Below are 23047 nucleotides of genomic sequence, written 5' to 3'. Positions count from 1 at the left end.
CCGCCCGCCTGAGTCGCCACGACACTCTCCGTCGGCATGCACGGCCAGCAAACCTCGTCACCTTCGGAACACGCGGCATAGCCCCCGCTGCCTCTGCGCAGGTGCCCGGCCGGCACACGCAACGACGCACCGTCCCCTTTTCCATAGACGCTAACCTTTTGAGGTTATTCGCGATATCGCCCGTTTTTCACCCGAAAAGGCGAGGCGACGAGATGTGCGGAGGAGCGTAAAAACTACAATTGAGGATCGGATCCGCCGGAGGATCCGACGAATACCCTAAATTAGTCAGGAATAATGCTCCCGCTTGACTTTGGTCAACTTCATTATTTTCGAATAGATGCTACATACCAGTAGATATTAACGGGTAATTGAGAGTACCTACCGTGCAGCAAGGACCGATGCTGCCGGCGGTCCGTCACGCGCGCGGACGCCGGGCGAAGAAAGACGCGCCCATTTTCTACGCTCCGGGATCAAGACGCGGAACGATCGTCAAGGTCGTCGCCGCGCTCGTACTTGCCTTCTTCGTCCTCTGGTTCGGCGCCTTCGGCCTCAGCCTCTATCTCCTCGGAAAGCTCCCCTCGCCGGGCATCCTGCGCGACGGTGCCGGCGCACCGCACGCCACGGAGACGTTGTCCCCGCAGCCTGCCGCGGCGACCCGCACGGCCCCGGCCGCCGCGCAACCGCCGATCGCGATCAAACCGCCGCAGGTCTTCGGCTATCTTCCCTACTGGCCGGAATGGAACGACCTTTCGTTGCAGAAGACTTTGCCCGAATTGAACGGTCTGATGCCGGAATGGTACCGGGTCGACCTTCCGGAGGGCAATCTCGTCCCCCTCGGCTTTTCCGCCCCCCACCAGCAGCGCATCGCCGAGCTCGTCGCGCGCCGGCGTCCGACGCTCACCCTGCTGCCGGTCGTGGAGCTTTCCGCCGACAACGATCCGGGAAAGACCGCCGCCGCCCTCGCCTCGCCCGAGATCTCGACGCGGATTGCCGAGGCTCTGGCGCGAGAGGTCCAGACGCAAGGTTATGACGGCATCTGCCTCGACGCCGCGGCGGTGCCGGAGACGGCCTACCGCGATCTGGGGCGCCTGCTCGCCACGCTGAAGCAGTCCTTCGCCGCCGCCGGCCGGCGGACCTGCCTCGTCAGTCCGATCTCCGAGGCGCCCTGGAGCGAACCGGCGCTCGCCGCCGCGGTCGATCGCTACGTGGTTCTTGCCTTCCAGGATCCGGGTGGCAGCCCGCGGCCGACGCCGCTCGCGCCCCAGCGCTGGCTGACGACCGCCCTTTCTGCGGTTGCGGGCGCGGTGCCGGCCGAAAAGCTGATCGTCGCGCTCGGCACCGGCGGCTACGACTGGGTCAGCAATTCCAGCGCGCCGCGGCCGGTCGCCTTTCCGGAGGTCGCCCGCCTGTCCGGTCTCTACGGCGGCGGCATCCGGCTCGATCCGGTGTCGCTCAACCCGACGACGCGGTTCGTCGACGGCGACGGCAACCGCCACCGCATCTGGATGCTCGATGCGGTCTCCTTCCACAACCAGCTGGTCGCGCTCTCGCGCACCGGACCGATGCCGGCCGTCGCCGTATGGCCGTCGACTGACGTGGATCCGGGTATCTGGCGCCTGCTGGACCGCGACACCGGCGGGCAATCTGTGCAATCGCTGCTCGGGGAGGTCCCGATCAGCGACTACGTCGGCTACGACGGCAAGGGCGCCTTCCACAAGCTGGTGCGTGCGCCGGAAACCGGTATCCGCGACGTCGTTGTCGATCCCTCGACCGGCCTGGTCATCGCCGAGGACTACGTGCGTGCGGCAGAACCGTTCACCGTGCTGCGCTATGGTACCGGAAAACCCGGAATGGTGGCGCTCACCTTCGACGACGGTCCGGATCGCGTCTACACCAATGCCGTCCTCGACGAACTCGCGGCCCGAAAGGCACCCGCCACCTTCTTCGTCATCGGCAAGGAGGCGCTCGACAATCCGGACATCATCCGCCGGATTGTCGACGACGGTCACGAGATCGGCGTCCACACCTTCAGCCATCCGGCGCTCGAGAACGCCTCCGGCTGGCGCGCGCGCATGGAACTCAACGCCACGGAGCGGCTGATCGCGAGCCTGACCGGGCGCCAGACGCTGCTCTTCCGCTCGCCTTACGGCCGCAGCGAGGGACCGTTGACCGGCACCGAAGCAGGGCCGATGCGGCTCCTGGACCAGCAAGGCTACATCGTTGCCGGCGCCGACATCGTGCCACCGGACTGGCGGCGCATCCCGGCCGATGAAATTGTCGCTTCCGTGCTGCGGGAACTGAAGGCCGGCACCGGCAACGTCATCGTGCTGCATGACGGCGGCGGCGACCGCACGGCGACCGTCGAGGCGACGGCCCTGCTCGTCGACACGCTGCGCGCAGAGGGCTACCGCTTCGTGACGCTGGCCGACATGCTCGGCCTGCCCGCCGAAAAGGTCATGCCGCCGGCCGAAGGTCCGGGAACCACCTTCGATGCGGTCTCCTTCACGAGCCTGAGCTACCTGTCTCTGGCGATCAACGTGCTCTTCTGGGTTTCCGTCGTCGCCGGCGTGGCCCGTGTGCTCTTCGTTACGGTCGCCTCCCATCTCCGCCGCCGCCACCCGCTGCGGGATCCGGACTACACACCGCCGGTCACCGTGCTCATCCCGGCCTACTGCGAAGAAGACACCATCGTCGGAACCGTGGCGTCGGTGCTGGTGTCGGATTATCCAAACCTCCGGGTGATCGTCGTCGACGACGGCTCGACCGACAAGACCTGCAGCCGGCTCGTGGAGGAATACGGCGACGATCCCCGCGTCCGCATCATGCGGCAGAGCAACCACGGAAAACACGCCGCCCTCAACCACGCCTACACCTATGTCGAGACGGATATCGTGGTGGCGATCGATGCCGACACCACGATCGCGCCGGATGCGATCGGTAAGCTCGTCCGCCATTTCCGCGATCCGGCCGTCGGCGCGGTCGCCGGCAACGTCAAGGTCAGCAATCGCGACCGCCTGCTCACCCGCCTGCAGGCGCTCGAATACATCACCGCCCAGAACATGGACCGTCGCGCAGCCGAAAGGATCAACGGCATGCTCGTGGTCCCCGGCGCCATCGGTGCCTGGCGCTGCAAGGCCGTCGAGGAGGCCGGTTACTATTCGCGCCAGACCTTTGCCGAAGATGCCGACTTGACGGTTTCGGTGATCCGGGCCGGCTACAAGGTCGTGTACGAGGAAGAAGCAATCGCGCTGACCAAGGCGCCGACCGGTCTCGATCGTTTCCTCCATCAGCGCCTGCGCTGGCTGTTCGGCATGATGCAGACCGGCTGGAAGCACCGCGGCGCAGTCATCGAGATGAAGGGGCTCGGCCTCGTCTCGATCACCGACCTCCTGCTCTTCGGCGTGGTGATGACGGCGCTGGCGCCGCTCGTCGACATTATCTTCCTGACGACGTTGATCGATCGCGCGATCGCGCTCTACCTCGACCCGACTGCGCCGTGGTCGGAGGGTTCGCCCTATGTCGTGGCCGCCTACGGCGCCTTCGTCCTGTCGGACCTCGCTTTCGGACTGATGGCCTTCCGCTTCGAGAAGGGAGAAGACAAGCGTCTGCTTCTCCTGCTGCCCCTGCAGCGGCTCTTTTATCGCCAGCTGCTCTGCCTTTCGACCTACCGCGCGATTGCGCTCGCGCTCACGGGCCAGCTCATGCGCTGGCGCAAGGCAGGTCGCACCGGCATCTCGAAGGCCGGGGAAGCCGTAAACGCAAAGACTCGTCTTCCCCGGCCGACGGCAAGCCCGGTCAGAAGACCCGGCAGCCGCTTTCCGTCAACGCACCGGCAACCACCGGCAGGTCCTTCCGTGGATGGATGATGACCGTCTGCAGGGCCGTGATCCGGTTCATGCAGGCCTGCGCCCGGCCGGCCGTGCTGCCGGCCCCTCCGACATAGATGTCGAACCACGGATGGCCGCGGTGCCCGGTATGGCACGGCCCGGCCTGCGGGCGCGGACCATCGCCGCAGACGTCCTCGACGATCGCGTATTTCCTCAGCCGCTTGAGGTAGATGCGTGTCCCGGCGGGCACGTCGAGTGTCTGACGGCCGTTGGCGATCGAGTGGCCGACGGCCAGCGTGATCGGGTCGCTGTAACTGCCCTTGCCGCCGGCGAGGCGATGGACGACGGGCCGCGCGATTTCCGCCGATCCCGGCGGCGTGTTGTCCCAGTAGCTGTAGCCGGTGATATAGGCCGTCAACTGGACCGTCTTGCGTTCGGCGGTCGCCGCCTTGACTTTCGTCAAATGCGGCGCTTCCTGCGCCGAGGCCGTGTTTGGAGATATACTTACGCTTCCAAGAAACGCCGCGAGAGCGATCCCCGAAAACAACTTGAACGAGAATGAAGGAGATGTCAGCCGCATATTAGTTCCACCCTGAGAGTCAGCAGGAGACCTGCATCGGCCAGCATGGATACTTTCGATTACGCCTTCATTGTGTTCGTACTTCAAATTTTAGGCATATGAAATTTTGGGTATTGCTGCGGCGTGCGGCCGTTCCTATCGGCGAACAATCTGCTGGACCGGCGCGGTTTCCGCACCGGCCCGCATCGACGAAAGCTGAAGAAAATCAGGCGGCAGCGGCGATTTCGCCGGTATCGTAGCAGTCTGCCTCGATGGCCGCCGCGATGAAGGCCTCCCGCGCGATCTCGGCGCTGCCGATGCGCTTCAGGGCCGCCTCGCACTGCCGCGATGCATTGTCGCGGTGCCTGCCGCGACGCAGGGGCCATTCGTTTTCAAGGAAGTCCTTCGCCTCGTAGGGGCCGTCGAATCGGCGGGTCAGTCCCGAGGGAAGGCGGATGATGACGGGCTTGCACCAGGTGATATGCAGTTCGTTCATGTGGTCCTCCATGGCGGGCGACAAACGTTCGCGCAGGAAGGAAGTTCCCGATGAAAGGGCGGAAATTATGACGCTGCCCCGTTGTTACCCCAGGAGCCGGTCCAGCCAGTCCCGCGACAGCACGCTCTCCAGCTCGGCGGCGACCTCGTCGAGTGCCGCCTCGACGCCGGCGCGGTAGTTCTCGCCGCCGCCCTCGATCCCGAAGCTCGCAAGCAGCCGCGCGCGATAGGCATCGCTGCCGAAGAGCCCGTGCAGATAGGTGCCGATGATCCGTCCGTCCGGCGAGCTCGCCCCGTCGGCGCGTCCGTCGATCATGACCGGCGGGCGGGCGCAGTCCGGCCCTTCGGTGCGGCCCATGTGGATTTCGTAGCCCGACAGCGGCACGCCGTAGTCCACCGAATGGGCGGAGCTGTTGCGAACCGTCTTCTCCGGCGCCATCACCGTCTCCACGTCGAGGAGCCCGAGGCCCGCCACCCGCTCCCGCTCGCCTTCGATCCGCAGCGGATCGGCGACGCTCGTCCCCAGCATCTGGTAGCCGCCGCAGATACCGATCACGCGCCCGCCGCGGCGCACATGCGCGGCGATGTCGTCGTCCCAGCCCTGGCGCTTCAGGTCCTCGAGATCGCCGATCGTCGACTTCGATCCCGGCAGCACGACGAGGCCGGCATCGGCGGGAATGCGTTCGCCGGGACGCACGAACACCAGTTCCACCTGCGGCTCGGCGGCGAGCGGATCGAGGTCGTCGAAATTGGCGATCCGCGAGAGCATCGGTACCGCGACCTTGAGCGCCGCCCGGCTGCCGCCGGCAAGCCGTTCCAGCACGACGGAGTCCTCGGCCGGCAACCGCGAGGCCGCTTTGAGGAACGGCACGACGCCGAAACACGGCCAGCCGGTAAAGCCTTCGACGGCGGTGATCCCGTCGGCAAACAGCGAGACGTCGCCGCGGAACTTGTTGATGATGTAGCCGGTGATCATCGCCCGGTCCTCGGGCGGCAGGATGGTGTGCGTGCCGACGAGCGAGGCGATGACGCCGCCGCGGTCGATGTCGCCGACCAGCACGACCGGGACATCGGCCCGCGTCGCGAAGCCCATATTGGCGATGTCGCCGGCCCTGAGATTGATCTCCGCCGGGGAACCCGCGCCCTCGACGATCACCAGGTCCGCGCCTTCGCACACCTTTTCGTAACTCTCGAGTACGGCGGAAAGCAGTTGCGGCTTCAGCCGCTGGTAGTCGCGCCCCTTCGCCTGGCCGAACACCCGCCCCTGCAGGATGATCTGGCTGCCTGTGTCGGATTGCGGCTTCAGCAGCACCGGATTCATGTGCACCGAAGACGGCGTGCGCGCGGCAAGCGCCTGCAGCCATTGCGCCCGGCCGATCTCGCCGCCGTCGTCGGCGACCGCCGCGTTGTTGGACATGTTCTGCGGCTTGAACGGCCGCACCTTCAGCCCGCGATTGGCGGCGAGCCGGCAGAGGCCTGCGACCAGCACGGTCTTGCCGACATCGGAGCCGGTTCCCTGCAACATCACCGCTTTCGCCATTCCGCCGTTCTCCCGGACCTCGCAGCCGCGCCTCGGCCTCGGGGCGCGCTCGGCCCTTCTCTCCTGCCGAAATCTCGTCTGCGCCGCAAGGCCTCTCGCCTCGGGACGTTCCTCTTCGCTTTCACTTCAAAAAAGAAAAGCCGCGCAGATGGCGGCAAGGCCGGCGCGGCCGGCCGGGTCTTTCGGCGTCTCCGGTACGCAAGACAAAAGAGCCGGAGACGCTGACGGCGAAAGACCGCACCGACAGCCATAGCCGGACATTCTTACCGGATGGTTTACCTGCTCCGGCTTCTCCACATATTTTGCACCGCGGTCGATCACCATGAGCATCAAATTAGAACATAGTAAAAATCATTTGTTTCCAGCCAGATGAAATTGTTTGTTAACGCAGTTCAACGGTCCGAAGGTTGATTTCTTCGTGGGAGAGGATACGCTTTCCTTGAGGTACCCCGTGGCTGCGTCCGGCACCTGTGCCGATGCGGAGCGCCTCTCGTCGTTGTGCGGCCGGTCATGGCGCGTGCCGTCACAATGACGCGGCAAATCTGCAGTATGGGCGAAAGAAGCGGAGCGGCATTGCAGGCGACGCAAACCGTCGAAGAAAGAAGAAGATAAGGGAACCAAAAGACCAGGAGGTCCGAAGACATGATGAAATTTCTCGCCGCCGCCGTCCTCACCGCCGGGCTTCAGTCCGTCGCGGGGGCCGCCGGAGCCGCCGAATGCGGCGATGTCTCGATTGCCGAAATGAACTGGGCCTCGGCCGGCGTCGCCGCCCATGTCGACGGGATCATCCTGGAGAAGGGCTACGGCTGTAACGTAACACTCGTCACCGGCGATACCGTACCGACCTTCGCCTCGATGAACGAGAAGGGTGAGCCGGACATGGCGCCGGAGCTCTGGGTCAACTCGGTGCGCGAGCTGATGGACGCCGCCGTCAAGGAAGGCCGGCTGATCCGGGCCGCGCCGATCCTGAGCGACGGCGGTGTCGAAGGCTGGTGGATCCCGAAATTCCTCGCCGACGCCCATCCCGACATCAGGACGGTCGAGGCGGCACTCGCACATCCGGAGCTCTTCCCGGCACCGGAAGATCCGTCGAAGGGCGCGGTCCACAACTGCCCGTCCGGCTGGAGCTGCCAGATTTCCACCGCCAACCTCTTCAAGGCGGTCGGCGCGAAGGACAAGGGCTTCGAGCTCATCGATACCGGTTCGGCCGCCGGCCTCGACGGCTCGATCGCCAACGCCTTCGAGAAGAAGGCCGGCTGGCTCGGCTATTACTGGGCGCCGACGGCGATCCTCGGCAAGTACGAAATGGTGAAGCTGAGCTTCGGCGTCGAACATGACAAGGCCGAGTGGGACCGCTGCACCGGCATCGCAGATTGCCCGGACCCGAAGGTCAATTCCTATCCGGTCGCCGGCGTCTTCACCGTCGTCACCAAGGCCTTCGCCGAAAAGGCGGGCGTCGCGATGGACTATGTGAAGACCCGCAAATGGGACAACCAGACGGTCGGCGCCGTGCTTGCCTGGATGGACGAGAACCAGGCGGACAACGAAGAGGCGGCGGAACATTTCCTCAAGGAATATCCCGATCTCTGGACGACCTGGGTCCCCGCCGACGTCGCGGCGAAGGTCAAGGAATCGCTCTGATCCAACCTGCACGGCCGCGCCTCCCGCGCGCGGCCGCCTCCTGCCGGCCTCCGTTCGCCCCCGGTTCTGCTCTCTCTCGCCGGCATCCCGAAAGGACATCGAGACATGGCCTCTGGCATCTGCGCCTTCCTGCCCGAACTCGCCTGCCGTTTCCCCGCCCTCGACGAAAGCCTGCTGCGGGATCTCCGCAAATCGGTCGACGCCGCCTTCAAGACCTTCGTGCGCACGTATGGCGATGCGATCGACCAGGCGACGGAACCGCTGCAATGGCTCCTCAACAGCCTCGAAAAGCTCTTCGTCGACGCACCCTGGCCGCTCGTGCTGCTCGTCGTCGCGGGCGTCGTGCAGGCGGTCGGCCGCGATCTCCGCATCACCCTCGGCGCGCTTGCCGCGCTCGTCGCGATCGGCCTCCTCGGGCTCTGGGAGGATACCATGGTGACGCTCGCCATGGTCACCGTCTGCACCGCCGTCTCGGTCGCGATCGGCATTCCGCTCGGCATCGCGCTTTCCCGCTCCGACCGGCTGCAGGCGGCGGTGACCCCCGTCCTCGACGTCATGCAGACGCTGCCGAGCTTCGTCTATCTGATCCCGGTGGTGATGATCTTCGGCATCGGCAAGGTGCCGGGTCTGATCGCCGTCGTCGTCTATGCGGTGCCGCCGATGATCCGCCTCACCAACCTCGGCATCCGCCTCGTCGATCGCGAGGTCATAGAGGCGGCCGACGCCTTCGGCTCCTCCGCCCGCAACAAGCTCTTCGACGTCCAGTTGCCGCTTGCGCTCCCGACCATCATGGCCGGCGTCAACCAGACGATCATGATGGCGCTCGCCATGGTCGTCGTCGCCTCGATGATCGGGGTCGGCGGGCTCGGCCGCAACGTCCTGCAGGCGATCACCAACCAGTTTTTCACCATCGGCGTCCTGAACGGCTTCGCAGTGGTCGCGATCGCCGTCGTCTTCGACCGGGCGAGCCAGTCCTACGGCAAGCGCCTGCAGCGGCATCTGGAGGTCGTCCATGGCTGAGGGCCGGATAGAGATCCGCGGTCTCTACAAGATCTTCGGTCCGCACGGCGAACGCTATGTCGACGCGGTGAAGGCCGGTCTATCCAAGGTCGAGCTCAACGCCCGACACGGCCACGTCCTCGGCCTCAAGAACATCGACATGACCATTCCGGCCGGCAAGGTGACCGTCATCATGGGGCTTTCCGGCTCCGGCAAGTCGACGCTGATCCGCCACATCAACCGGCTGATCGAACCGACCGCCGGCGAGGTCCTCTGCGACGGCGTCGACATCTGCCGCATGAGCGCCGCCGAGCTTCGCGACTTCCGCCGCCGCCGGACCGCGATGGTCTTCCAGAATTTCGCCCTCCTGCCCCACCGCACGGTCCTCGAAAACACGTTCTACGGGCTGAAGGTGCAGGGTATTCCCCGCCGTGAAGGCGAGCGGCGCGCCGTGCGCTGGGTCGACCGCGTCGGCCTGTCGGGATACGAGAGGCACTACCCGAACCAGCTCTCCGGCGGCATGCAGCAGCGCGTCGGCATCGCCCGGGCGCTTGCCACCGACGCCGATATCCTGCTGATGGACGAGGCCTTCTCCGCCCTCGACCCGCTGATCCGCGTCGACATGCGTTCGATGCTCCTCGACCTGCAGGCGGAACTCAAGAAGACAATCGTCTTCATCACCCACGACCTCGACGAGGCGCTGGCACTCGGCGACCGTATCGTCATCCTCCGCGACGGCGAGATCGTGCAGCAGGGAAGCGGCCAGCAGATCGTACTCGCCCCTGCGGACGACCACGTCGCCGCCTTCGTGCGGCAGGTGAACCGCGGCCGGGTGATCGAACTCGGCTCCGTCATGCGGCCCGTGGACGGCTCCGCCCCGGACCTCGCCCTGCCAGCCTCCACCCTCCTCGAGGAAGCCGCACGCGCGATGACCGGCGCCGGCCGGTCGGCCGCTGCGGTCGTCGATGCGGACGGCGCAATCGTCGGAACCGTCGATCTCGCGACCATCCTCGCCGCGATCGTCACGCCCGTCGCCGCGGATTGAGCCGCGCGAGACGCAGGCGGCAAATCCCGTTGCGGCGCGGGCCGGCATTCTCTATGGGTTGACCGAATGATTTCTTAGAGGGGACGACCCATGGCCACCGCTTCCGATCCGCTTTCCAGACTGCTTGCCGAAAAGGGCGTCCTGCTCGCCGACGGCGCGACCGGCACGAACCTGTTTGCGATGGGGCTAGAAGCCGGCGAGGCGCCCGAGCTCTGGAACGAAAGCCACCCGGAGCGGATCGTCAAGCTTCACCAGGACTTCGTCGATGCCGGCGCCGACATCATCCTCACCAATTCGTTCGGCGGCACCCGTCACCGGCTGAAGCTGCACAAGGCGGACGATCGCGTCTTCGACCTCAACCGGAAGGCCGCCGAGATCGCCCGCTCCGTCGCCGACAAGGCGCCGCGCAAGGTCATCGTCGCCGGCTCCGTCGGCCCGACGGGTGAGCTCCTGCAGCCGCTCGGCGCGCTGACCTACGAGGATGCCGTCGCCGCCTTCGTCGAGCAGATGGAGGGCCTGAAGGCCGGCGGCGTCGACATCGCCTGGATCGAGACCATGTCCTCGCCGGAGGAAATCCGTGCCGCGGCCGAAGCCGCGGTCAAGGTCGGCCTGCCCTATACCTATACCGGCTCCTTCGATACCGCCGGCAAGACGATGATGGGGCTCGCGCCGAAGGACATCCACGGCGTTGCGAAGGACATCGGCGACGGTCCGGTGGCGGTCGGCGCCAATTGCGGCGTCGGCGCCTCGGACATCCTGGCGAGCCTGCTCGACATGACGTCCGCCGATCCCACTGCCACGGTCATCGTCAAGGGCAATTGCGGCATTCCCGAATATCGCGGCGCCGAGATCCACTATTCCGGCACGCCGCCGCTGATGGCCGAATATGCCAAGCTCGCCCGCGACGCCGGCGCGAAGATCATCGGCGGATGCTGCGGTACCTCCTGCGGCCATCTCGCCGCCATGCGGCAGGCGCTCGACAATTATACGCCGGGCCCCCGCCCGACGATCGAAACCATCGTCGAGCACATCGGCCCCTTGCGCAACAAGACCGCCGAGGAATCCTCGGGCGATGCCGGCCGCGAGCGTCGCGGTCGCCGCCGCAGCTAACCACATCGGCTGTCCGGTCATTCGCCGGGTAGCCGTCTCCCGCGCTTGCGTCGCCGGGCCGGCTGTCCTATCCGGATGAAAAGACAGCCGAATCGAAAAGACGAGGGAACACGTCATGTCCGCGCAATCGCTCCCCTTCCCCGACCGCGAAACCGTCGCCGACAAGCTCGCGACGCTTGGCGATGCCGACCAGGCATTCCTGAAGCTCCTCTTCGAGAACCCTGCCCAGGACGAAAGCCTGCTCGAAGGCCTGCATCTCTATATCGATCGCGCCGCGGCCGCGCCCTTCCTTAATTCCCTCAAGCTCGAACGCTGCGGCGAATGGCTCGGCAACACCGCACCCGCCCGGCTGCAGATCCGGCTTTCGGAAGCCGCGAAATCCGGCCAGCATCCCGCCTACCGGGCCTTCCGCACCGGCCTCGAGCGTTCCGGCGGCCTCGAGCGCGCCTATCCGAAGTCGTCCGTCTGAGAGGGACGGGACCGGAAAAGCTTAACGCCGTACTCCGCGAACATACTGACGAAGAACCGCGGATTGCCATGTCTTATTACCGATGACTTTGAGCCGACCTGTTAGTTCTGCGCAAGCTCAACAATAAGATATACACGAAGGCGCAGAAAATAAAAATTATTATAATCGAAAATTTTACGTGTATATTTAGAATCTTCAGATAAAATCCTCTTTGTACCTTCACGTAAGAGTACGAAACATGCCGTCTTTTCACCCAGATGTCGTCGGCGCAATTATGTGACGTCGTTCGACGAAGGCAGGCTCTGCCTCCCATCAAATTTAGCGCACTTTTAGGGATGCTTTGCGCAGGCATTTGCGGCGGTCCGGGCCCCCCTTGCACACAGGCGTTAAGGTCGATTAACCTACGTTAAATATGCGTAAAGAATGAAGGGTTACATTATGCCTTCGAACCTTCTTGTGGCTCCGGAGGTTCAATGTTGGATAGAGAAAGGTAGGTGCAAACACGAAAGCTAGCTTCTAGGGCAAGTATGTCCATTCAATTGGTATCGGCTGATGTCATACCAACAAATGGAACATTGTGGAAAAGTGTCAAATCACTAGAGGAGTAAAGCCATGTTGGGCTTGTTCTTCAAACTGTGGTTGGCAGCCGCTTTTGCAACAGTAGGTCTTCACCACTTATATGAAGGCTACTTTCTAGCGAAAGAGACCGTCTCGGAACAAGGTTCACGAGACGGCTCTGGATCAGCAAAGCAATAGCGTTTACTGCCACGTGGGCTGATCTAGCACATCAGCCCACACCGCCTTGCTCTACTAGCATTCCATGCAAGTATCGGAATGTCAAAAAAATTGTCGTTTTTCACGACTTGGATCGTTCAAAAGTCTCCTTCCTAACCCTACCGCACGCCGCTCCGTTGCGGCACGGTGCCGATCACCGCGATGATGGGGCCGAGCGGAAACAGCCGGTCGCGCCGCCCGCGTTCGGGGATGTAGGCGCTCGAAATCGTCCCGTCGAGATAGAGCGCGTTCGGGCAGCCGAGCGTGTCGCGGAAGAGGCGGGCGAAATCGTAGAAGCGCACCGGCGTGTTCGAGATCACGAAATGGACCTTGCCGCCCCTGTCGACGCCGACGCCGTTGCGAATCTTGAAGCTGTCGCTGTCCGGCAGGAATTTCGGGTGCAGCGCCCCGTTAATCACCAGCATCGGCCCCGACTGGGTCGCATAGTCGGCCTTTGGACGCCGGCGGGCATAGCGCCGGCTTTCGGTGATCGCCGCCTTACCGTCCGCTACCGAAAACACCCCGTTCGGCAGCAGGTGGAAATTGCCCCATCCGGCCTTCGTGCTGATCGGCCGGCGCTCGATCCCGTATTCGACGAAGAGCCCGACCGGCGACAGGTCGTCGTGATACATGCCGCCATTGGTCGCGAAGACGAGATAGTGCCGCTCCTCCCAGAGCTGCCGCACCAGCGCATCGAAGTCGGAAAACGGCCTGCCCGCGGGATCGCTGTGATAGACGCGGATTTCCTCCGTCTTCGGATCGAAGCTGCAGACGGTGTAGCCCGCATTCTCGGTGACGAGGTCGCGGCAGGCGGCGATCGCCCGGCCGGAGAGGCACGCCGTTGTGGCCATCAGCACGATTGCAGCGACGAGGCTCCGCACGCAAATCCCTTGAATTCCCATCGACGTTTCGCGTTCCTGTCGCTTGCCGCACCGTCACCGGCGGATGCCGAGACTTATGCCGCACCTGCCCTTTCGTTGGAAGCCGTTCAGAGGGCAGGAAGTGAAAGTGCCGCCATGTGGAAGCGGATCTGGTCCGCCGGATAGGTGTAGTCGCGGCCCACCGGGCAGGCCGCGCGGGCGAGACACCCCTCTTCGAGACAGGTCCGCCCCTCCTCCGAGGCGAGGTGGCGCCGGCAGGCGGTAACATCGAAGCCCGCCGCCGTTATCGCACCGGCGGGACAGGCCGTCAGGCACGGCTTCTCGCGGCAGCTTTCGCACACAGGCGCCCGCGGCACCTCTTCCGTCTCGATGTCCGAGAAGTCCTCCGCGAAGCCGAGCGCGGCGCGATAGCCGTGCCAGAGGCCGTAGCGGGGGTGGGCGAGGATGCCGAGCGGCGAGGCCGCAAGCCCTTCGGCGGCGATCGCCCAGCGCTGGAAGGGTTGGTAGGGCGGATCGGAGGGATAGTAGGGAAAGGCGCCGAAGGCCGCTGCGATCGGGCCGATCACCGCCTTCGACCAAGTGTCAAGCGGGTCGGCGAGGTCGGCGGGCATTGTCGCCCGCCAGTCGCAGAAGGCCTGCCACATCGCGCCGCCGGCATGGCCGACGAGCACGACCGTGCGGGCCGTCTTGCCGCCCGGAAGGCGAGGTCCGCCCTCCCCGTCCGGAAAATGCACGCCGCCGCGCGGCATGAGCCCGTGCGGCCGGAGCGCCGCGCTGAGGCTTGTGAGGCCGCTCACCGCGGCCCCTCGAACTTGTAATGCGGACGCCAGACCTCCTCCTGGATCATGTCGGCCACCGCCACCGCTCCGCCTTGCTCCCTGGCTTCGGGATGCCTTCAAGAGAAGGCGTCGGGCATCTCGTCCTTGCGCTTGGCGATGTAGGCCAAGAGCGCCTCGTCGATCGCCGGATCGAGCGACGGCGCTTCGTAGGCGTCGAGCCACGAGCGGCAGAGCGCGTTGGCGCGATCCTCGATCCGCTTCTTGCCCTCGATCTCCCACTGCTCGAACGAGTTGTTGTCGGCGAGTGCGGAGCGATAGAAGGCCGTCTGGAAGTTCGCCTGGGTGTGGGCGCAGCCGAGATAGTGCGCGCCGGGGCCGACTTCGCGGATCGCGTCCATCGCCTGCCCGCTTTCGGAGAGATCGACGCCGGCGGCCATCTTCTGCATCATGCCGAGCTGGTCCTGGTCGATCATGAACTTCTCGTAGCAGGCGGCGAGCCCGCCCTCGAGCCAGCCGGCGGCGTGCAGGACGAAGTTGGTGCCGGCGAGCAGCGTCATGTTCAGCGTGTTGGCGCTTTCATGCGCGGCCTGGGCGTCCGGCACCTTGGAGGCGCAGAGCGAGCCGCCGGTCCGGAACGGCAGGCCGAGTCGGCGGGCGAGCTGGGCCGCGCCATAGGAGACGAGCGCCGGTTCCGGCGTGCCGAAGGTGGGCGCGCCCGACTGCATCGAGATCGAGGCGGCGAAGGTGCCGAAGAGCACCGGCGCGCCCGGACGCACGAGCTGGGTGAAGGATGCGCCGGCGAGAACTTCGGCAAGAATCTGCGTCAGCGTGCCGGCGACGGTGACCGGGCTCATCGCGCCCGACAGGATGAACGGCGAAAGCACGCAGGCCTGGTTGTGGCGCGCATAGACCTTGGCGGCGCCGAGCATGGTCTCGTCGAAGACCATCGGCGAATTGGCGTTGATGAGGTTCAGCATCACGCAGTTGTTCTCGACGAACTCCTCGCCGAAGACCAGCTTCGCCATGGCGACCGAATCCTCGGCGCGTTCCGGCGCCGTGACGGAGCCCATGAACGGCTTGTCGGAATACTTGATGTGGCTGTAGACCATGTCCAGGTGACGCTTGTTCACCGGGATGTCGACCGGCTCGCAGACCGTGCCGCCCGACGAGTGGATCGACGGCGCCATGTAGGCGAGCTTCACGAGATTGCGGAAATCCTCGAGCGTCGCATAGCGGCGGTTGCCGTCGAGGTCGCGCACGAAGGGCGAGCCGTAGACGGGCGCGAACACGGTCGCCTTGCCGCCGATCTGGACGCTGCGTTCCGGGTTGCGCGCGTGCCAGGTAAATTGCGAGGGCGCCGTCTTCAGGAGTTCGCGGCAGAGCCCCTTGGGGAAATGCACGCGCTCGCCCTTCACGTCGGCGCCGGCCTTCCTCCACATGTCGAGCGCCTCGGCGTCGTCGCGGAACTCGATGCCGATTTCCTCGAGCACGGTGTCGGCATTGCGCTCGATGATCGAGAGACCTTCCTCGTCCAGCACCTCGTAGACCGCGATCTTGCGGGTGATGTAGGGCATTTGCGGGCCCGCGCCCGCTCCTCCGCGCGATGCCCGGCGTGCGGCCGCCCCGCGGCCCTCGCCCCGCGAACGCCGGCCTGCGGCGGCGCCCGTCTGCTCTGTCGTCTCGTCCATGGTCTTTTCCTCACTCTCGCGCCCGAGCGGCGCTCGTTATCGCGGCTATGCTATTCGTTTTGAGGCGTGAAACCTTTCTTAATGCGCCAACCACTTGCATGAGACAGACATCGCGCGGCGCGAGACGGGCACCGGACCGACATCGACGCTGTTGCCGCCGTCGCTTTTCGCGGCACGCGACGTCGCATTCGAAAGGGGGTTTCTGCTATATTGCGGTTTAACTGCATCACAGGCAGTCTCGAACTGCAATCGGAATCGCGTTTCAGGCAAGCGGGAACCAATACAATGTCAGATGACGAAATCATTCTTGAAGATCTGTCCGACGACGAGCTCGTGCAGCAGATGCACGACGACCTTTATGACGGCCTCAAGGAGGAAATCGAGGAAGCCACCCGCATCCTGCTCGATCGCGGCTGGGCTCCCTACGATGTCCTGACGAAGGCGCTCGTCGAAGGCATGCGCATCGTCGGCGTCGACTTCCGCGACGGCATCCTCTTCGTGCCGGAAGTGCTGCTGTCGGCGAACGCCATGAAGGCCGGCATGACCATCCTTCGCCCGCTGCTCGCCGCCACCGGCGCGCCGAAGCAGGGCAAGATGGTGATCGGCACCGTCAAGGGCGACATCCACGACATCGGCAAGAACCTCGTCGGCATGATGATGGAAGGTGCGGGCTTCGACGTGATCGACCTCGGCATCAACAACCCGGTCGAGAACTATCTCGAAGCGCTCGAACGCGAAAAGCCCGACATCCTCGGCATGTCGGCGCTTCTGACCACCACCATGCCCTACATGAAGGTCGTCATCGACACGATGAAGGAAAAGGGCATCCGCGACGACTATGTCGTGCTCGTCGGCGGCGCACCGCTCAACGAGGAATTCGGCAAGGCCGTCGGTGCGGACGCCTATTGCCGCGACGCGGCCGTGGCCGTTGAAACCGCCAAGGAATTCGTCGCCCGCCGCCACAACAGCCTCGGCGCCCGAGCCTGATCGCGGCCGCGATCCGCGGCTGAGTTCGAAGATTGCAGCGCCGGCCGCCTCAGCGGCCGGCGTCCGTTTCCCCGGCGGCGACCGTGAATACCGCCGGCTCCGTCTGCCGGCCAGGATTGGGCCAGACCGACGACAGGCTTGCCGCCACCAGGGCGGCAACCATATAATAGGCGCTCAACCGCGCAAGCGACTGCGGCGACATCGGAAATGTCCCTCCGGCAGCTACTTCGCGGCGTTGTCGACATCCCGTCCGGCGGCCTGGGTCGCATCGACGGCATTGGCCGTGTCCTTGCCCATCCCCCGAATGGTGTTGCCGCAGCCGGCAAGAGCGACGCCCGACGCGAGAAGAACCGTAGCAATTGCGAGTTTCCTGAAAATCATGATCGAGAACTCCGTAAACGATGGTGATGACGTTGTCGGCTCTGCCTCCCTCCAACGCGGCGGCCGGCAAAAAGTTCACGTCATCGCCTGCGGCGCCATCGCCCGCGAGATCCTCGCCGTCGCCCGCATGAACGGGCTCGACCATATCGAGCTCACCTGCCTTCCGGCGATCTGGCATGCGACGCCGGAAAAGATCGCACCAGGCGTCGAACAGGCGATCGCCGAGGCGCGCGCAGCGGGTGCGGCCCGTGTCTTCGTCGCCTATGCCGATTGTGGCACCGGCGGGCTCCTCGATCTTGTTCTTGCCCGCGAGGGCGTCGAACGCCTCTCCGGCCCCCACTGTTATTCGTTCTTTTCCGGCAACGAGGCCTTCGCCGCCCGCGAGGACGACGTCACCACCTTCTTCCTCACCGATTTTCTCGCCCGCCAGTTCGAGGCCTTCGTCATCGAGCCGCTCGGCCTCGACCGCCATCCGGAACTCCGCGACATCTACTTCGGCAATTATGAGAAGCTCGTCTATCTTTCCCAGCAGGAAGACACCGAACTGCAGGTCAAGGCGCGCGAAGCCGCAGCCCGGCTGGGCCTTGCTTACGAATACCGGTTCACCGGCTACGGCGACCTGGAGCACGAGCTGAAGGCGCTCGCCGCCCCGAAGACGGCCGACTGAAGACCGTTCACCGGCTCTCGAAGTTGGATCAGTCGACCGAGTGGGCGACGCTGCGGCCGGCGTCCTGGGTGGCGTCGACGGCATTGCCGACGTCGCGGCCGATACCGCGGATCGTATTGCCGCAGCCGGCAAGCGAAAGAAGTGCAAGGCCGATCAGGGCGGCCGCGGAGATGCGGGTGAAGGACACGGGGTTAACCTCTCCTCTCTTGTTCCAAAGGAAATCTGCGAGAGCGTCCATCGCACCGGCTTTGGGTAAAAGCAAGGCGAAGCATGGCTTCGAAAAACATTGGCCCGGAATACCGTCCGGAGGCGGGTTTCCCCACCCCCGGCGGCCGGTCGGGCCGGCTCAATAGCCGCGGTTGTTGCCGACGTAGAGGTTGCCGGTCTGGCTGTCGGCCGTGTTGGCGACGTCGGTCGATCCGACACGGTAGAAGTTTACGCCGTTGAACGCCACCGGAACGATGGAACCGTTCGTGGAACCACTCACCACATTGCCGACGATCGAGATCCGGCCGGCCGAACCATTGTTCGAATAGCCGATGCCGGTCACGGAGGCATGGACGAGGTTGCCGCTCGCCAGCAGGTCGTAGGTCGCCTCGTTGGTGCCGAGGACGATCCCGAAGCCGCCGGCATCCTCGATCATGTTGCCGGTCAGCACGCAGAGCCCCTCGACCTGGATGCCGCAGGCATTCGAGATGGTCGGCGAGTAGCCCGGATCGTTGATCGTGTTCTTGGTGATGTGGCGGATGTGGTTCGAGGAAATCGCGATCCGCCGGGCGATACCGTCACTGTAGAGGCCGAGGTTGACGACCTTGATGCCGTCACCCGCCTGCTCGATGATGTTGTCGGCGACCACCGCGCCGTCGAGGTTCAGGCCCGGAGCGGTGGCCTCGACGAAGATCGAACATTCGCGCGCCGAGATGCAGTGGTTGCCGGTAATCTGCGCGGCACCGGAAGCGTTGAAGCGGATGCAGGAATACTGCACGTTCGAAATCGTGTTGCCCGACGCCTTCACGCCGACCGCCCTGTAGACCACGATGCCGTTGCCGTTCTGGCCGGTGCCGCCGCCCGCTGTGGCGATGCCGTCGATGATGTTGTCGATGATCGTCGACCCGTCATACTCGACGCCGCCGCCGGCCGGCTCGCGCCAGACGTAAACGCCGTTGTTCGAGCAGGTGGTGATGCGGTTGCGCGCCACCGTCACGCGGCTGTTGTAGACAATCACGCCGACCGAGCAGTTGTCGATCGCGCAGTCGGCGATCGTGCCTTGCGCACCGGTGAGCGCCACCACGCCGGTCTTTGTGCCGCGCGTCACCGTGCAGCCCATGAGCTTGAAGCCACTGCAGTTCTGGAAGCGGACGAGGCCCGCCTGGTTCGAACCGTCGCTGATTGTGGCATTCTGTCCGTCGAACACCACGCCCGATACCAGAACGTCGTTGATCCCGTTCACCTGCAGAAGATGGCTGCCGCTGGTGAAGCGCAGCGTCGCCGCGCCGGCGACGGCCGCCCGCATGGTGAATTTCTGTCCGCCGCCGGTGGCCGTGTCGACGGTCAGCGCACCCGTCGAGAAGATGCCGCTCAGGAGCACCAGGGTCAGCCCGTTCGTGCGGGCATAATTCATCGCATTCTGAACGGTCGTCGACACCCAGCCGGTGCCGGGGGAAGAGGTTGCGGCACTGAGAACCAAGACTTCGCTTTCACGCTTGTAATAAGGCATTTCAGCATCTCCTTCTGTCGGTCCCGCCTCCCGGAAGGACCCATTTTCATCACCCCTGATGCAGCATTCGACATCAGAGGAATATAATCCTAGTATCGATTCTGGTTGTTTCTGTGGCCGGAATGATCGCCGATAGGTTGAACGAAATGCCGGAGAACGCGGCGCTGCCCGCGCGTCGCCACCGCGGCCGCCTTAATTCGGCCGCAACATTTTCCGTGCACGATGGCTTCTTCAAGGAAGCGAGAAACGGAGCGGATGGCGGGCGGAGTGGAATCGGTGACGACAGCTTTCGGCCGAAGCAAGGAAGGCGAGCCGGGTGAACATCTCTCGTTGCTGCTGGAGCGTCTGGCTGAGGCGCCGCACGACCGTTGGCGATATCGCGATTGCCCTGCAGGATCGCTCCTTCGGAGCCTTTCTCCTGATCTTCGCCCTTCCCGATCTCGTGCTCGGCTTGCCGCTCGCGGTCGTCGCCCTGCTGCTCGCCGGCTTTGTCGTCCTCACCGCGGGTGCTATACTCGCCCTCGTCTTCTGAGCCGGCCCGTGCGGCCCCGTCCTGCGAGTCCCGAATGACGCCAAATCCGCCGGAGAGAACCGAAGACGCCCGCGTGGTGGTGATGACCGCCGGCGGCCCCAACCCCGCCGTCGTCATCAATGCCCTTGCCGCCCGCTGGCCGAACCTCCACGTCATCCTCGAAGACCCGGAATCGAAGCTCGACATCACCCGTCGCCGTGCGCGTCGCTTCGGATGGCCGAATGCGCTCGGCCAACTCGCGACCATGATGGTCGGCCGCCTTCTCCGCCCGCTCGCCGCCCGCCGCACCGCCGAGATCTGCCGCAACCGCAACGCCGATCCCGTGATGCCGGAACGTGTCCCGGTCAGCCGGGTCGCCTCCATCAACGATCCCCAATGCGCCGAGCTCGTCCGGGAGCTTCGACCCGCCGTGATCCTGCTCGTCAGCACCCGGCTGATGACGCGGACGCCCCTCGATAAACTCCCCTGCCCGGTCCTCAACCTCCATGCCGGCATCAACCCCGCCTATCGGGGCCAGATGGGCGGGTACTGGTCGCTGGCGCTCCGGGACGCCGGCAATTTCGGTGCGACCGTGCACCTGGTCGACGCCGGCACCGACACGGGCGGCACGCTCTATGAGGTCCGCACCCGTCCGGAGCCCGGCGATTTCATCGCCACCTATCCGCTGACGCTGACCATCGCCTCGCTCGGAATTGTCGGGCAGGCGGTCGAGGATGCCGTCCACGGTCGGCTGCGGCCGATGGCCGCCGAAGGGCCGTCGCATTTGCGCTTTCCGCCACCCCTCTGGACCTGGCTGCGCTACGGCCTCACCCGCGGCATCTGGTAGGTTCCGGATCGATCGACGGAACAAACGCTCTAATTTTCTGCGACGTCGCTTTTTGCTCTGTGCGACGTCGTCGCAAGCGCAGTCCGCCGCACGGGGCCTGTGCAATGTGGTGGCAAAGGAGACCGAAAAGGCATGGCAGACCGCATCATCGTCTACTGGCGCGACATTCCCGCCCAGGTGATCGTCAAGCAGGGCAGGAAGACGGCAAAACGCGAACTGTCGTTGCGTTTCACCGAGGCGATCGACATGTGCGCGATGCGCACCGGCGCCGCCGAAACCGACGATTATCTCGCCGAATGGCGCAAGGGCGACCCCGTGCCGGTCTCCGACGATCTCGAAACCGAGGCCGACAAGGCTGCGGCCGAAATCGAAGAGGCATATGACAAGGCGCGGCTCGTCGCGCTCGTCCAGAAGGGAGGACGCGAGAATGGTTGACGGCAAACCCGGCCCCGGCAATGCGGCGCCGGCCAAGAAGGCGGCGACGGGAGCCTATACGCCCGCGGCTGTCTCTCCGAACCGCCGCGCCCGCCGCTCCTACACCATCCGTCTCTGGTCGGTGCGCCACTCGCGCTTCCTCGAATGGTTCTACGGCCGCTTCGCCGATGCCTTCCTGTGGCTGCATCCGGTCTGGAACCGCATCGGCTACGGCCGCGTCGAGCGGCCGGTGACCTTTGTCGAGCGCAACGTCAAGGGCCTGCTCTTCGACTGTCGTATGTGCGGCCAGTGCGTGCTCTCCTCGACCGGCATGTCCTGCCCGATGAACTGCCCGAAGCAGCTCCGCAACGGCCCCTGCGGCGGCGTTCGTGCCAACGGCCACTGCGAGGTCGAGCCCGACATGCCCTGCGTCTGGGTGCAGGCCTGGGCCGGCTCCCGCAACATGGTCAACGGCGATGCGATCCTCAAGGTCCAGAAGCCGGTGAACCAGTCGCTGCGCGAAACCTCGTCCTGGCTGCGGGTGACCGCCGAAGCCGCCGCCGCCCGCGAAAACGCCAAGAAGGGGGAGAGCGCATGAGCCCCGACATCAATCCCATCGATCCCGGCCTGCCGCTCGACCCGCTGCCCGGCCATTCCTCCCGCGGCCGCCTCGAGCGTGTCCTGCGGCGCGGCGAATTCGCCGTCACCGCCGAATTGAACCCGCCCGACAGCGCCAATCCGCACGACGTCTACGAACGTGCATCGATCTTCGACGGCTGGGTCGACGGCATCAACGCCGTCGACGCGTCGGGCGCCAACTGCCACATGTCCTCCGTCGGCATATGCGCGCTTCTGACCCGCATGGGCTATGCCCCGATCATGCAGATCGCCTGCCGCGACAAGAACCGCATCGCCATCCAGGGCGACGTTCTCGGCGCCTCCGCCATGGGCGTGCAGAACATCCTGTGCCTCACCGGCGACGGCGTGCAGGCCGGCGACCAGCCCGGCGCCAAGCCCGTCTTCGACCTCGATTCCATGTCGCTCCTCGAAACCGTGCGCACCATGCGCGACGAGGCGAAGTTCCTCTCCGGCCGCAAGCTCACGACGCCGCCGCAGGTCTTCCTCGGCGCCGCGATCAATCCGTTCGCGCCGCCTTACGACTTCCGCCCGTACCGGCTTGCGAAGAAGATCGCCGCCGGCGCCCAGTTCGTGCAGAGCCAGTATTGCTACGACGTGCCGATGCTGAGGGACTACATGCAGAAGGTCCGCGATCTCGGCCTCGACGAGAAATGCTTCATTCTCGTCGGCGTCGGCCCGCTGGCGTCCGCCAAGACCGCCAAGTGGATCCGCTCCAACGTGCCGGGCGTCCACATCCCGGATCACGTCATCGCCCGTCTCGAAGGGGCCCAGGACCAGAAGAAGGAAGGCAAGCAGCTCTGCATCGACATCATCAACGAGGTGAAGGAGATTGCAGGCGTCTCCGGCATCCACGTGATGGCCTACCGCCAGGAGGAATATGTCGCCGAGATCGTCCACGAATCGGGCGTCCTCAAAGGCCGCAGGCCGTGGAAGCGCGAGCCGAACCCGGTCGACGCGCTCGTGGCCGAACGGCTGGAGGCGATCCGCGAGGAAAAGGTCGAGGACCAGCAAGAGCTCGCCGGCATCGCCGCCCAGCATCCCCATTGACCAGATCGAAAGCCGGCGCGACGTTCGCGC

23 protein-coding genes are annotated in these 23047 nt (G+C 65.1%); 13 read left to right on the top strand and 10 right to left on the bottom strand.

Annotation, left to right across the window (positions count from 1 at the left end):
- Positions 1-398 precede the first annotated feature (398 nt).
- Positions 399-3866 carry a glycosyltransferase gene (locus tag EUU22_RS03090; RefSeq protein ID WP_165351058.1) on the top strand — a complete coding sequence of 1156 codons (3468 nt, stop codon included), beginning with the start codon at positions 399-401 and terminating at the stop codon, positions 3864-3866.
- Here the strand turns inward: EUU22_RS03090 and EUU22_RS03085 are convergent.
- The 3 genes from EUU22_RS03085 to EUU22_RS03075 form a co-directional block, all read right to left on the bottom strand.
- Complete coding sequence (locus EUU22_RS03085) at positions 3796-4290, bottom strand: hypothetical protein (RefSeq protein ID WP_205687839.1); 495 nt, start codon at positions 4288-4290, stop codon at positions 3796-3798. The genes EUU22_RS03090 and EUU22_RS03085 overlap by 71 nt on opposite strands.
- Positions 4291-4612: 322 nt before the next feature.
- Positions 4613-4882: a DUF982 domain-containing protein gene (locus tag EUU22_RS03080; protein ID WP_165351057.1), complete on the bottom strand. Its 270-nt coding sequence runs from the start codon at positions 4880-4882 to the stop codon at positions 4613-4615.
- Between the two features lie 84 nt (positions 4883-4966).
- Complete coding sequence (locus EUU22_RS03075; RefSeq protein ID WP_129330641.1) at positions 4967-6421, bottom strand: cobyric acid synthase; 1455 nt, start codon at positions 6419-6421, stop codon at positions 4967-4969.
- A gap of 642 nt (positions 6422-7063) precedes the next feature.
- On the opposite strand from EUU22_RS03075, the gene EUU22_RS03065 reads away from it, so the two are divergent.
- From EUU22_RS03065 to EUU22_RS03045, 5 genes are all read left to right on the top strand, one after another.
- On the top strand, positions 7064-8062 hold the full coding sequence (locus tag EUU22_RS03065) for an ABC transporter substrate-binding protein (protein WP_129330639.1): 999 nt from the start codon (positions 7064-7066) through the stop codon (positions 8060-8062).
- Between the two features lie 105 nt (positions 8063-8167).
- On the top strand, positions 8168-9082 hold the full coding sequence (locus EUU22_RS03060; RefSeq protein ID WP_129330638.1) for an ABC transporter permease: 915 nt from the start codon (positions 8168-8170) through the stop codon (positions 9080-9082).
- Positions 9075-10106, top strand: a complete 1032-nt coding sequence (locus EUU22_RS03055) for a quaternary amine ABC transporter ATP-binding protein (RefSeq protein ID WP_129330637.1) — start codon at positions 9075-9077, stop codon at positions 10104-10106. The genes EUU22_RS03060 and EUU22_RS03055 overlap by 8 nt, the downstream gene beginning before the upstream one ends.
- 90 nt (positions 10107-10196) lie before the next feature.
- Positions 10197-11216, top strand: a complete 1020-nt coding sequence (bmt, locus tag EUU22_RS03050) for a betaine--homocysteine S-methyltransferase (protein WP_129330636.1) — start codon at positions 10197-10199, stop codon at positions 11214-11216.
- A gap of 115 nt (positions 11217-11331) precedes the next feature.
- Positions 11332-11685 (top strand): hypothetical protein, encoded by a 354-nt coding sequence (locus EUU22_RS03045; RefSeq protein WP_129330635.1) that lies wholly within the window; start codon positions 11332-11334, stop codon positions 11683-11685.
- 893 nt (positions 11686-12578) lie between these two features.
- On the opposite strand, the gene EUU22_RS03040 is transcribed toward EUU22_RS03045, so the two are convergent.
- From EUU22_RS03040 to EUU22_RS03030, 3 genes are all read right to left on the bottom strand, one after another.
- On the bottom strand, positions 12579-13361 hold the full coding sequence (locus tag EUU22_RS03040) for a phosphodiester glycosidase family protein (RefSeq protein ID WP_129330634.1): 783 nt from the start codon (positions 13359-13361) through the stop codon (positions 12579-12581).
- Between the two features lie 86 nt (positions 13362-13447).
- Positions 13448-14089: a 4Fe-4S dicluster domain-containing protein gene (locus tag EUU22_RS03035; protein ID WP_165351060.1), complete on the bottom strand. Its 642-nt coding sequence runs from the start codon at positions 14087-14089 to the stop codon at positions 13448-13450.
- A gap of 146 nt (positions 14090-14235) precedes the next feature.
- Complete coding sequence (locus tag EUU22_RS03030) at positions 14236-15807, bottom strand: trimethylamine methyltransferase family protein (protein WP_129330633.1); 1572 nt, start codon at positions 15805-15807, stop codon at positions 14236-14238.
- Between the two features lie 285 nt (positions 15808-16092).
- Here EUU22_RS03030 and EUU22_RS03025 point away from each other — a divergent pair, with 285 nt between their 5' ends.
- Entirely contained in the window at positions 16093-16794 is a 702-nt protein-coding gene (locus EUU22_RS03025; protein ID WP_129330632.1) for a corrinoid protein, read from the top strand.
- A gap of 49 nt (positions 16795-16843) precedes the next feature.
- Here EUU22_RS03025 and EUU22_RS25145 read toward each other — a convergent pair whose 3' ends face one another.
- Positions 16844-16996: a hypothetical protein gene (locus EUU22_RS25145; protein WP_165351056.1), complete on the bottom strand. Its 153-nt coding sequence runs from the start codon at positions 16994-16996 to the stop codon at positions 16844-16846.
- A gap of 20 nt (positions 16997-17016) precedes the next feature.
- Entirely contained in the window at positions 17017-17175 is a 159-nt protein-coding gene (locus tag EUU22_RS03020) for an entericidin domain-containing protein (RefSeq protein ID WP_129330631.1), read from the bottom strand.
- Between EUU22_RS03020 and EUU22_RS03015 the strand changes: the two genes are divergently transcribed.
- Entirely contained in the window at positions 17174-17842 is a 669-nt protein-coding gene (locus EUU22_RS03015) for a DUF1638 domain-containing protein (protein WP_129330630.1), read from the top strand. The two genes, EUU22_RS03020 and EUU22_RS03015, sit on opposite strands and share 2 nt — an antisense overlap.
- Positions 17843-17870: 28 nt before the next feature.
- Here EUU22_RS03015 and EUU22_RS03010 read toward each other — a convergent pair whose 3' ends face one another.
- Together EUU22_RS03010 and EUU22_RS03005 are read right to left on the bottom strand one after the other, a co-directional pair.
- Positions 17871-18014 (bottom strand): entericidin domain-containing protein, encoded by a 144-nt coding sequence (locus EUU22_RS03010; protein ID WP_449250279.1) that lies wholly within the window; start codon positions 18012-18014, stop codon positions 17871-17873.
- Between the two features lie 174 nt (positions 18015-18188).
- The gene (locus EUU22_RS03005) at positions 18189-19559 is read right to left on the bottom strand and encodes a TIGR03808 family TAT-translocated repetitive protein (RefSeq protein WP_129330628.1); all 1371 of its coding nucleotides are present in this window, start codon (positions 19557-19559) and stop codon (positions 18189-18191) included.
- A 316-nt stretch (positions 19560-19875) separates the two neighbouring features.
- Here EUU22_RS03005 and EUU22_RS25495 point away from each other — a divergent pair, with 316 nt between their 5' ends.
- The 5 genes from EUU22_RS25495 (at position 19876) to EUU22_RS02980 (ending at position 23017) form a co-directional block, all read left to right on the top strand.
- Positions 19876-20091 carry an exopolysaccharide biosynthesis protein gene (locus tag EUU22_RS25495; protein WP_205687837.1) on the top strand — a complete coding sequence of 72 codons (216 nt, stop codon included), beginning with the start codon at positions 19876-19878 and terminating at the stop codon, positions 20089-20091.
- Positions 20092-20125: 34 nt separating this feature from the next.
- Positions 20126-20917 carry a formyl transferase gene (locus EUU22_RS02995; RefSeq protein WP_245484892.1) on the top strand — a complete coding sequence of 264 codons (792 nt, stop codon included), beginning with the start codon at positions 20126-20128 and terminating at the stop codon, positions 20915-20917.
- A gap of 132 nt (positions 20918-21049) precedes the next feature.
- Positions 21050-21352, top strand: a complete 303-nt coding sequence (locus EUU22_RS02990) for a virulence factor (protein WP_129330627.1) — start codon at positions 21050-21052, stop codon at positions 21350-21352.
- Positions 21345-21929, top strand: coding sequence for a methylenetetrahydrofolate reductase C-terminal domain-containing protein (locus EUU22_RS02985; protein ID WP_129330626.1), 585 nt, complete (start codon positions 21345-21347; stop codon positions 21927-21929). Before EUU22_RS02990 ends, EUU22_RS02985 begins: the two co-directional genes overlap by 8 nt.
- Entirely contained in the window at positions 21926-23017 is a 1092-nt protein-coding gene (locus EUU22_RS02980) for a methylenetetrahydrofolate reductase (RefSeq protein WP_129330625.1), read from the top strand. Before EUU22_RS02985 ends, EUU22_RS02980 begins: the two co-directional genes overlap by 4 nt.
- Positions 23018-23047 lie beyond the last annotated feature (30 nt).

The organism is Ciceribacter ferrooxidans, from assembly GCF_004137355.1.
Taxonomy (GTDB): domain Bacteria; phylum Pseudomonadota; class Alphaproteobacteria; order Rhizobiales; family Rhizobiaceae; genus Allorhizobium; species Allorhizobium ferrooxidans.
The sequence above is the reverse complement of the archived record's forward strand: the minus strand, read 5'-3'. Positions and strand labels throughout refer to the sequence as shown.

Bases quoted from the DNA above. Each gene is read 5' to 3' on its own strand.
- EUU22_RS03090 (WP_165351058.1), top strand. From the start codon at position 399: ATGCTGCCGGCGGTCCGTCACGCGCGCGGACGCCGGGCGAAGAAAGAC.
- EUU22_RS03080 (WP_165351057.1), bottom strand. From the start codon at position 4,882: ATGAACGAACTGCATATCACCTGGTGCAAGCCCGTCATCATCCGCCTT.
- EUU22_RS03075 (WP_129330641.1), bottom strand. From the start codon at position 6,421: ATGGCGAAAGCGGTGATGTTGCAGGGAACCGGCTCCGATGTCGGCAAG.
- EUU22_RS03065 (WP_129330639.1), top strand. From the start codon at position 7,064: ATGATGAAATTTCTCGCCGCCGCCGTCCTCACCGCCGGGCTTCAGTCC.
- EUU22_RS03060 (WP_129330638.1), top strand. From the start codon at position 8,168: ATGGCCTCTGGCATCTGCGCCTTCCTGCCCGAACTCGCCTGCCGTTTC.
- EUU22_RS03055 (WP_129330637.1), top strand. From the start codon at position 9,075: ATGGCTGAGGGCCGGATAGAGATCCGCGGTCTCTACAAGATCTTCGGT.
- bmt (WP_129330636.1), top strand. From the start codon at position 10,197: ATGGCCACCGCTTCCGATCCGCTTTCCAGACTGCTTGCCGAAAAGGGC.
- EUU22_RS03045 (WP_129330635.1), top strand. From the start codon at position 11,332: ATGTCCGCGCAATCGCTCCCCTTCCCCGACCGCGAAACCGTCGCCGAC.
- EUU22_RS03040 (WP_129330634.1), bottom strand. From the start codon at position 13,361: ATGGGAATTCAAGGGATTTGCGTGCGGAGCCTCGTCGCTGCAATCGTG.
- EUU22_RS03035 (WP_165351060.1), bottom strand. From the start codon at position 14,089: ATGCCGCGCGGCGGCGTGCATTTTCCGGACGGGGAGGGCGGACCTCGC.
- EUU22_RS03030 (WP_129330633.1), bottom strand. From the start codon at position 15,807: ATGGACGAGACGACAGAGCAGACGGGCGCCGCCGCAGGCCGGCGTTCG.
- EUU22_RS03025 (WP_129330632.1), top strand. From the start codon at position 16,093: ATGTCAGATGACGAAATCATTCTTGAAGATCTGTCCGACGACGAGCTC.
- EUU22_RS25145 (WP_165351056.1), bottom strand. From the start codon at position 16,996: ATGTCGCCGCAGTCGCTTGCGCGGTTGAGCGCCTATTATATGGTTGCC.
- EUU22_RS03015 (WP_129330630.1), top strand. From the start codon at position 17,174: ATGATCGAGAACTCCGTAAACGATGGTGATGACGTTGTCGGCTCTGCC.
- EUU22_RS03020 (WP_129330631.1), bottom strand. From the start codon at position 17,175: ATGATTTTCAGGAAACTCGCAATTGCTACGGTTCTTCTCGCGTCGGGC.
- EUU22_RS03005 (WP_129330628.1), bottom strand. From the start codon at position 19,559: ATGCCTTATTACAAGCGTGAAAGCGAAGTCTTGGTTCTCAGTGCCGCA.
- EUU22_RS02995 (WP_245484892.1), top strand. From the start codon at position 20,126: ATGACGCCAAATCCGCCGGAGAGAACCGAAGACGCCCGCGTGGTGGTG.
- EUU22_RS02990 (WP_129330627.1), top strand. From the start codon at position 21,050: ATGGCAGACCGCATCATCGTCTACTGGCGCGACATTCCCGCCCAGGTG.
- EUU22_RS02985 (WP_129330626.1), top strand. From the start codon at position 21,345: ATGGTTGACGGCAAACCCGGCCCCGGCAATGCGGCGCCGGCCAAGAAG.
- EUU22_RS02980 (WP_129330625.1), top strand. From the start codon at position 21,926: ATGAGCCCCGACATCAATCCCATCGATCCCGGCCTGCCGCTCGACCCG.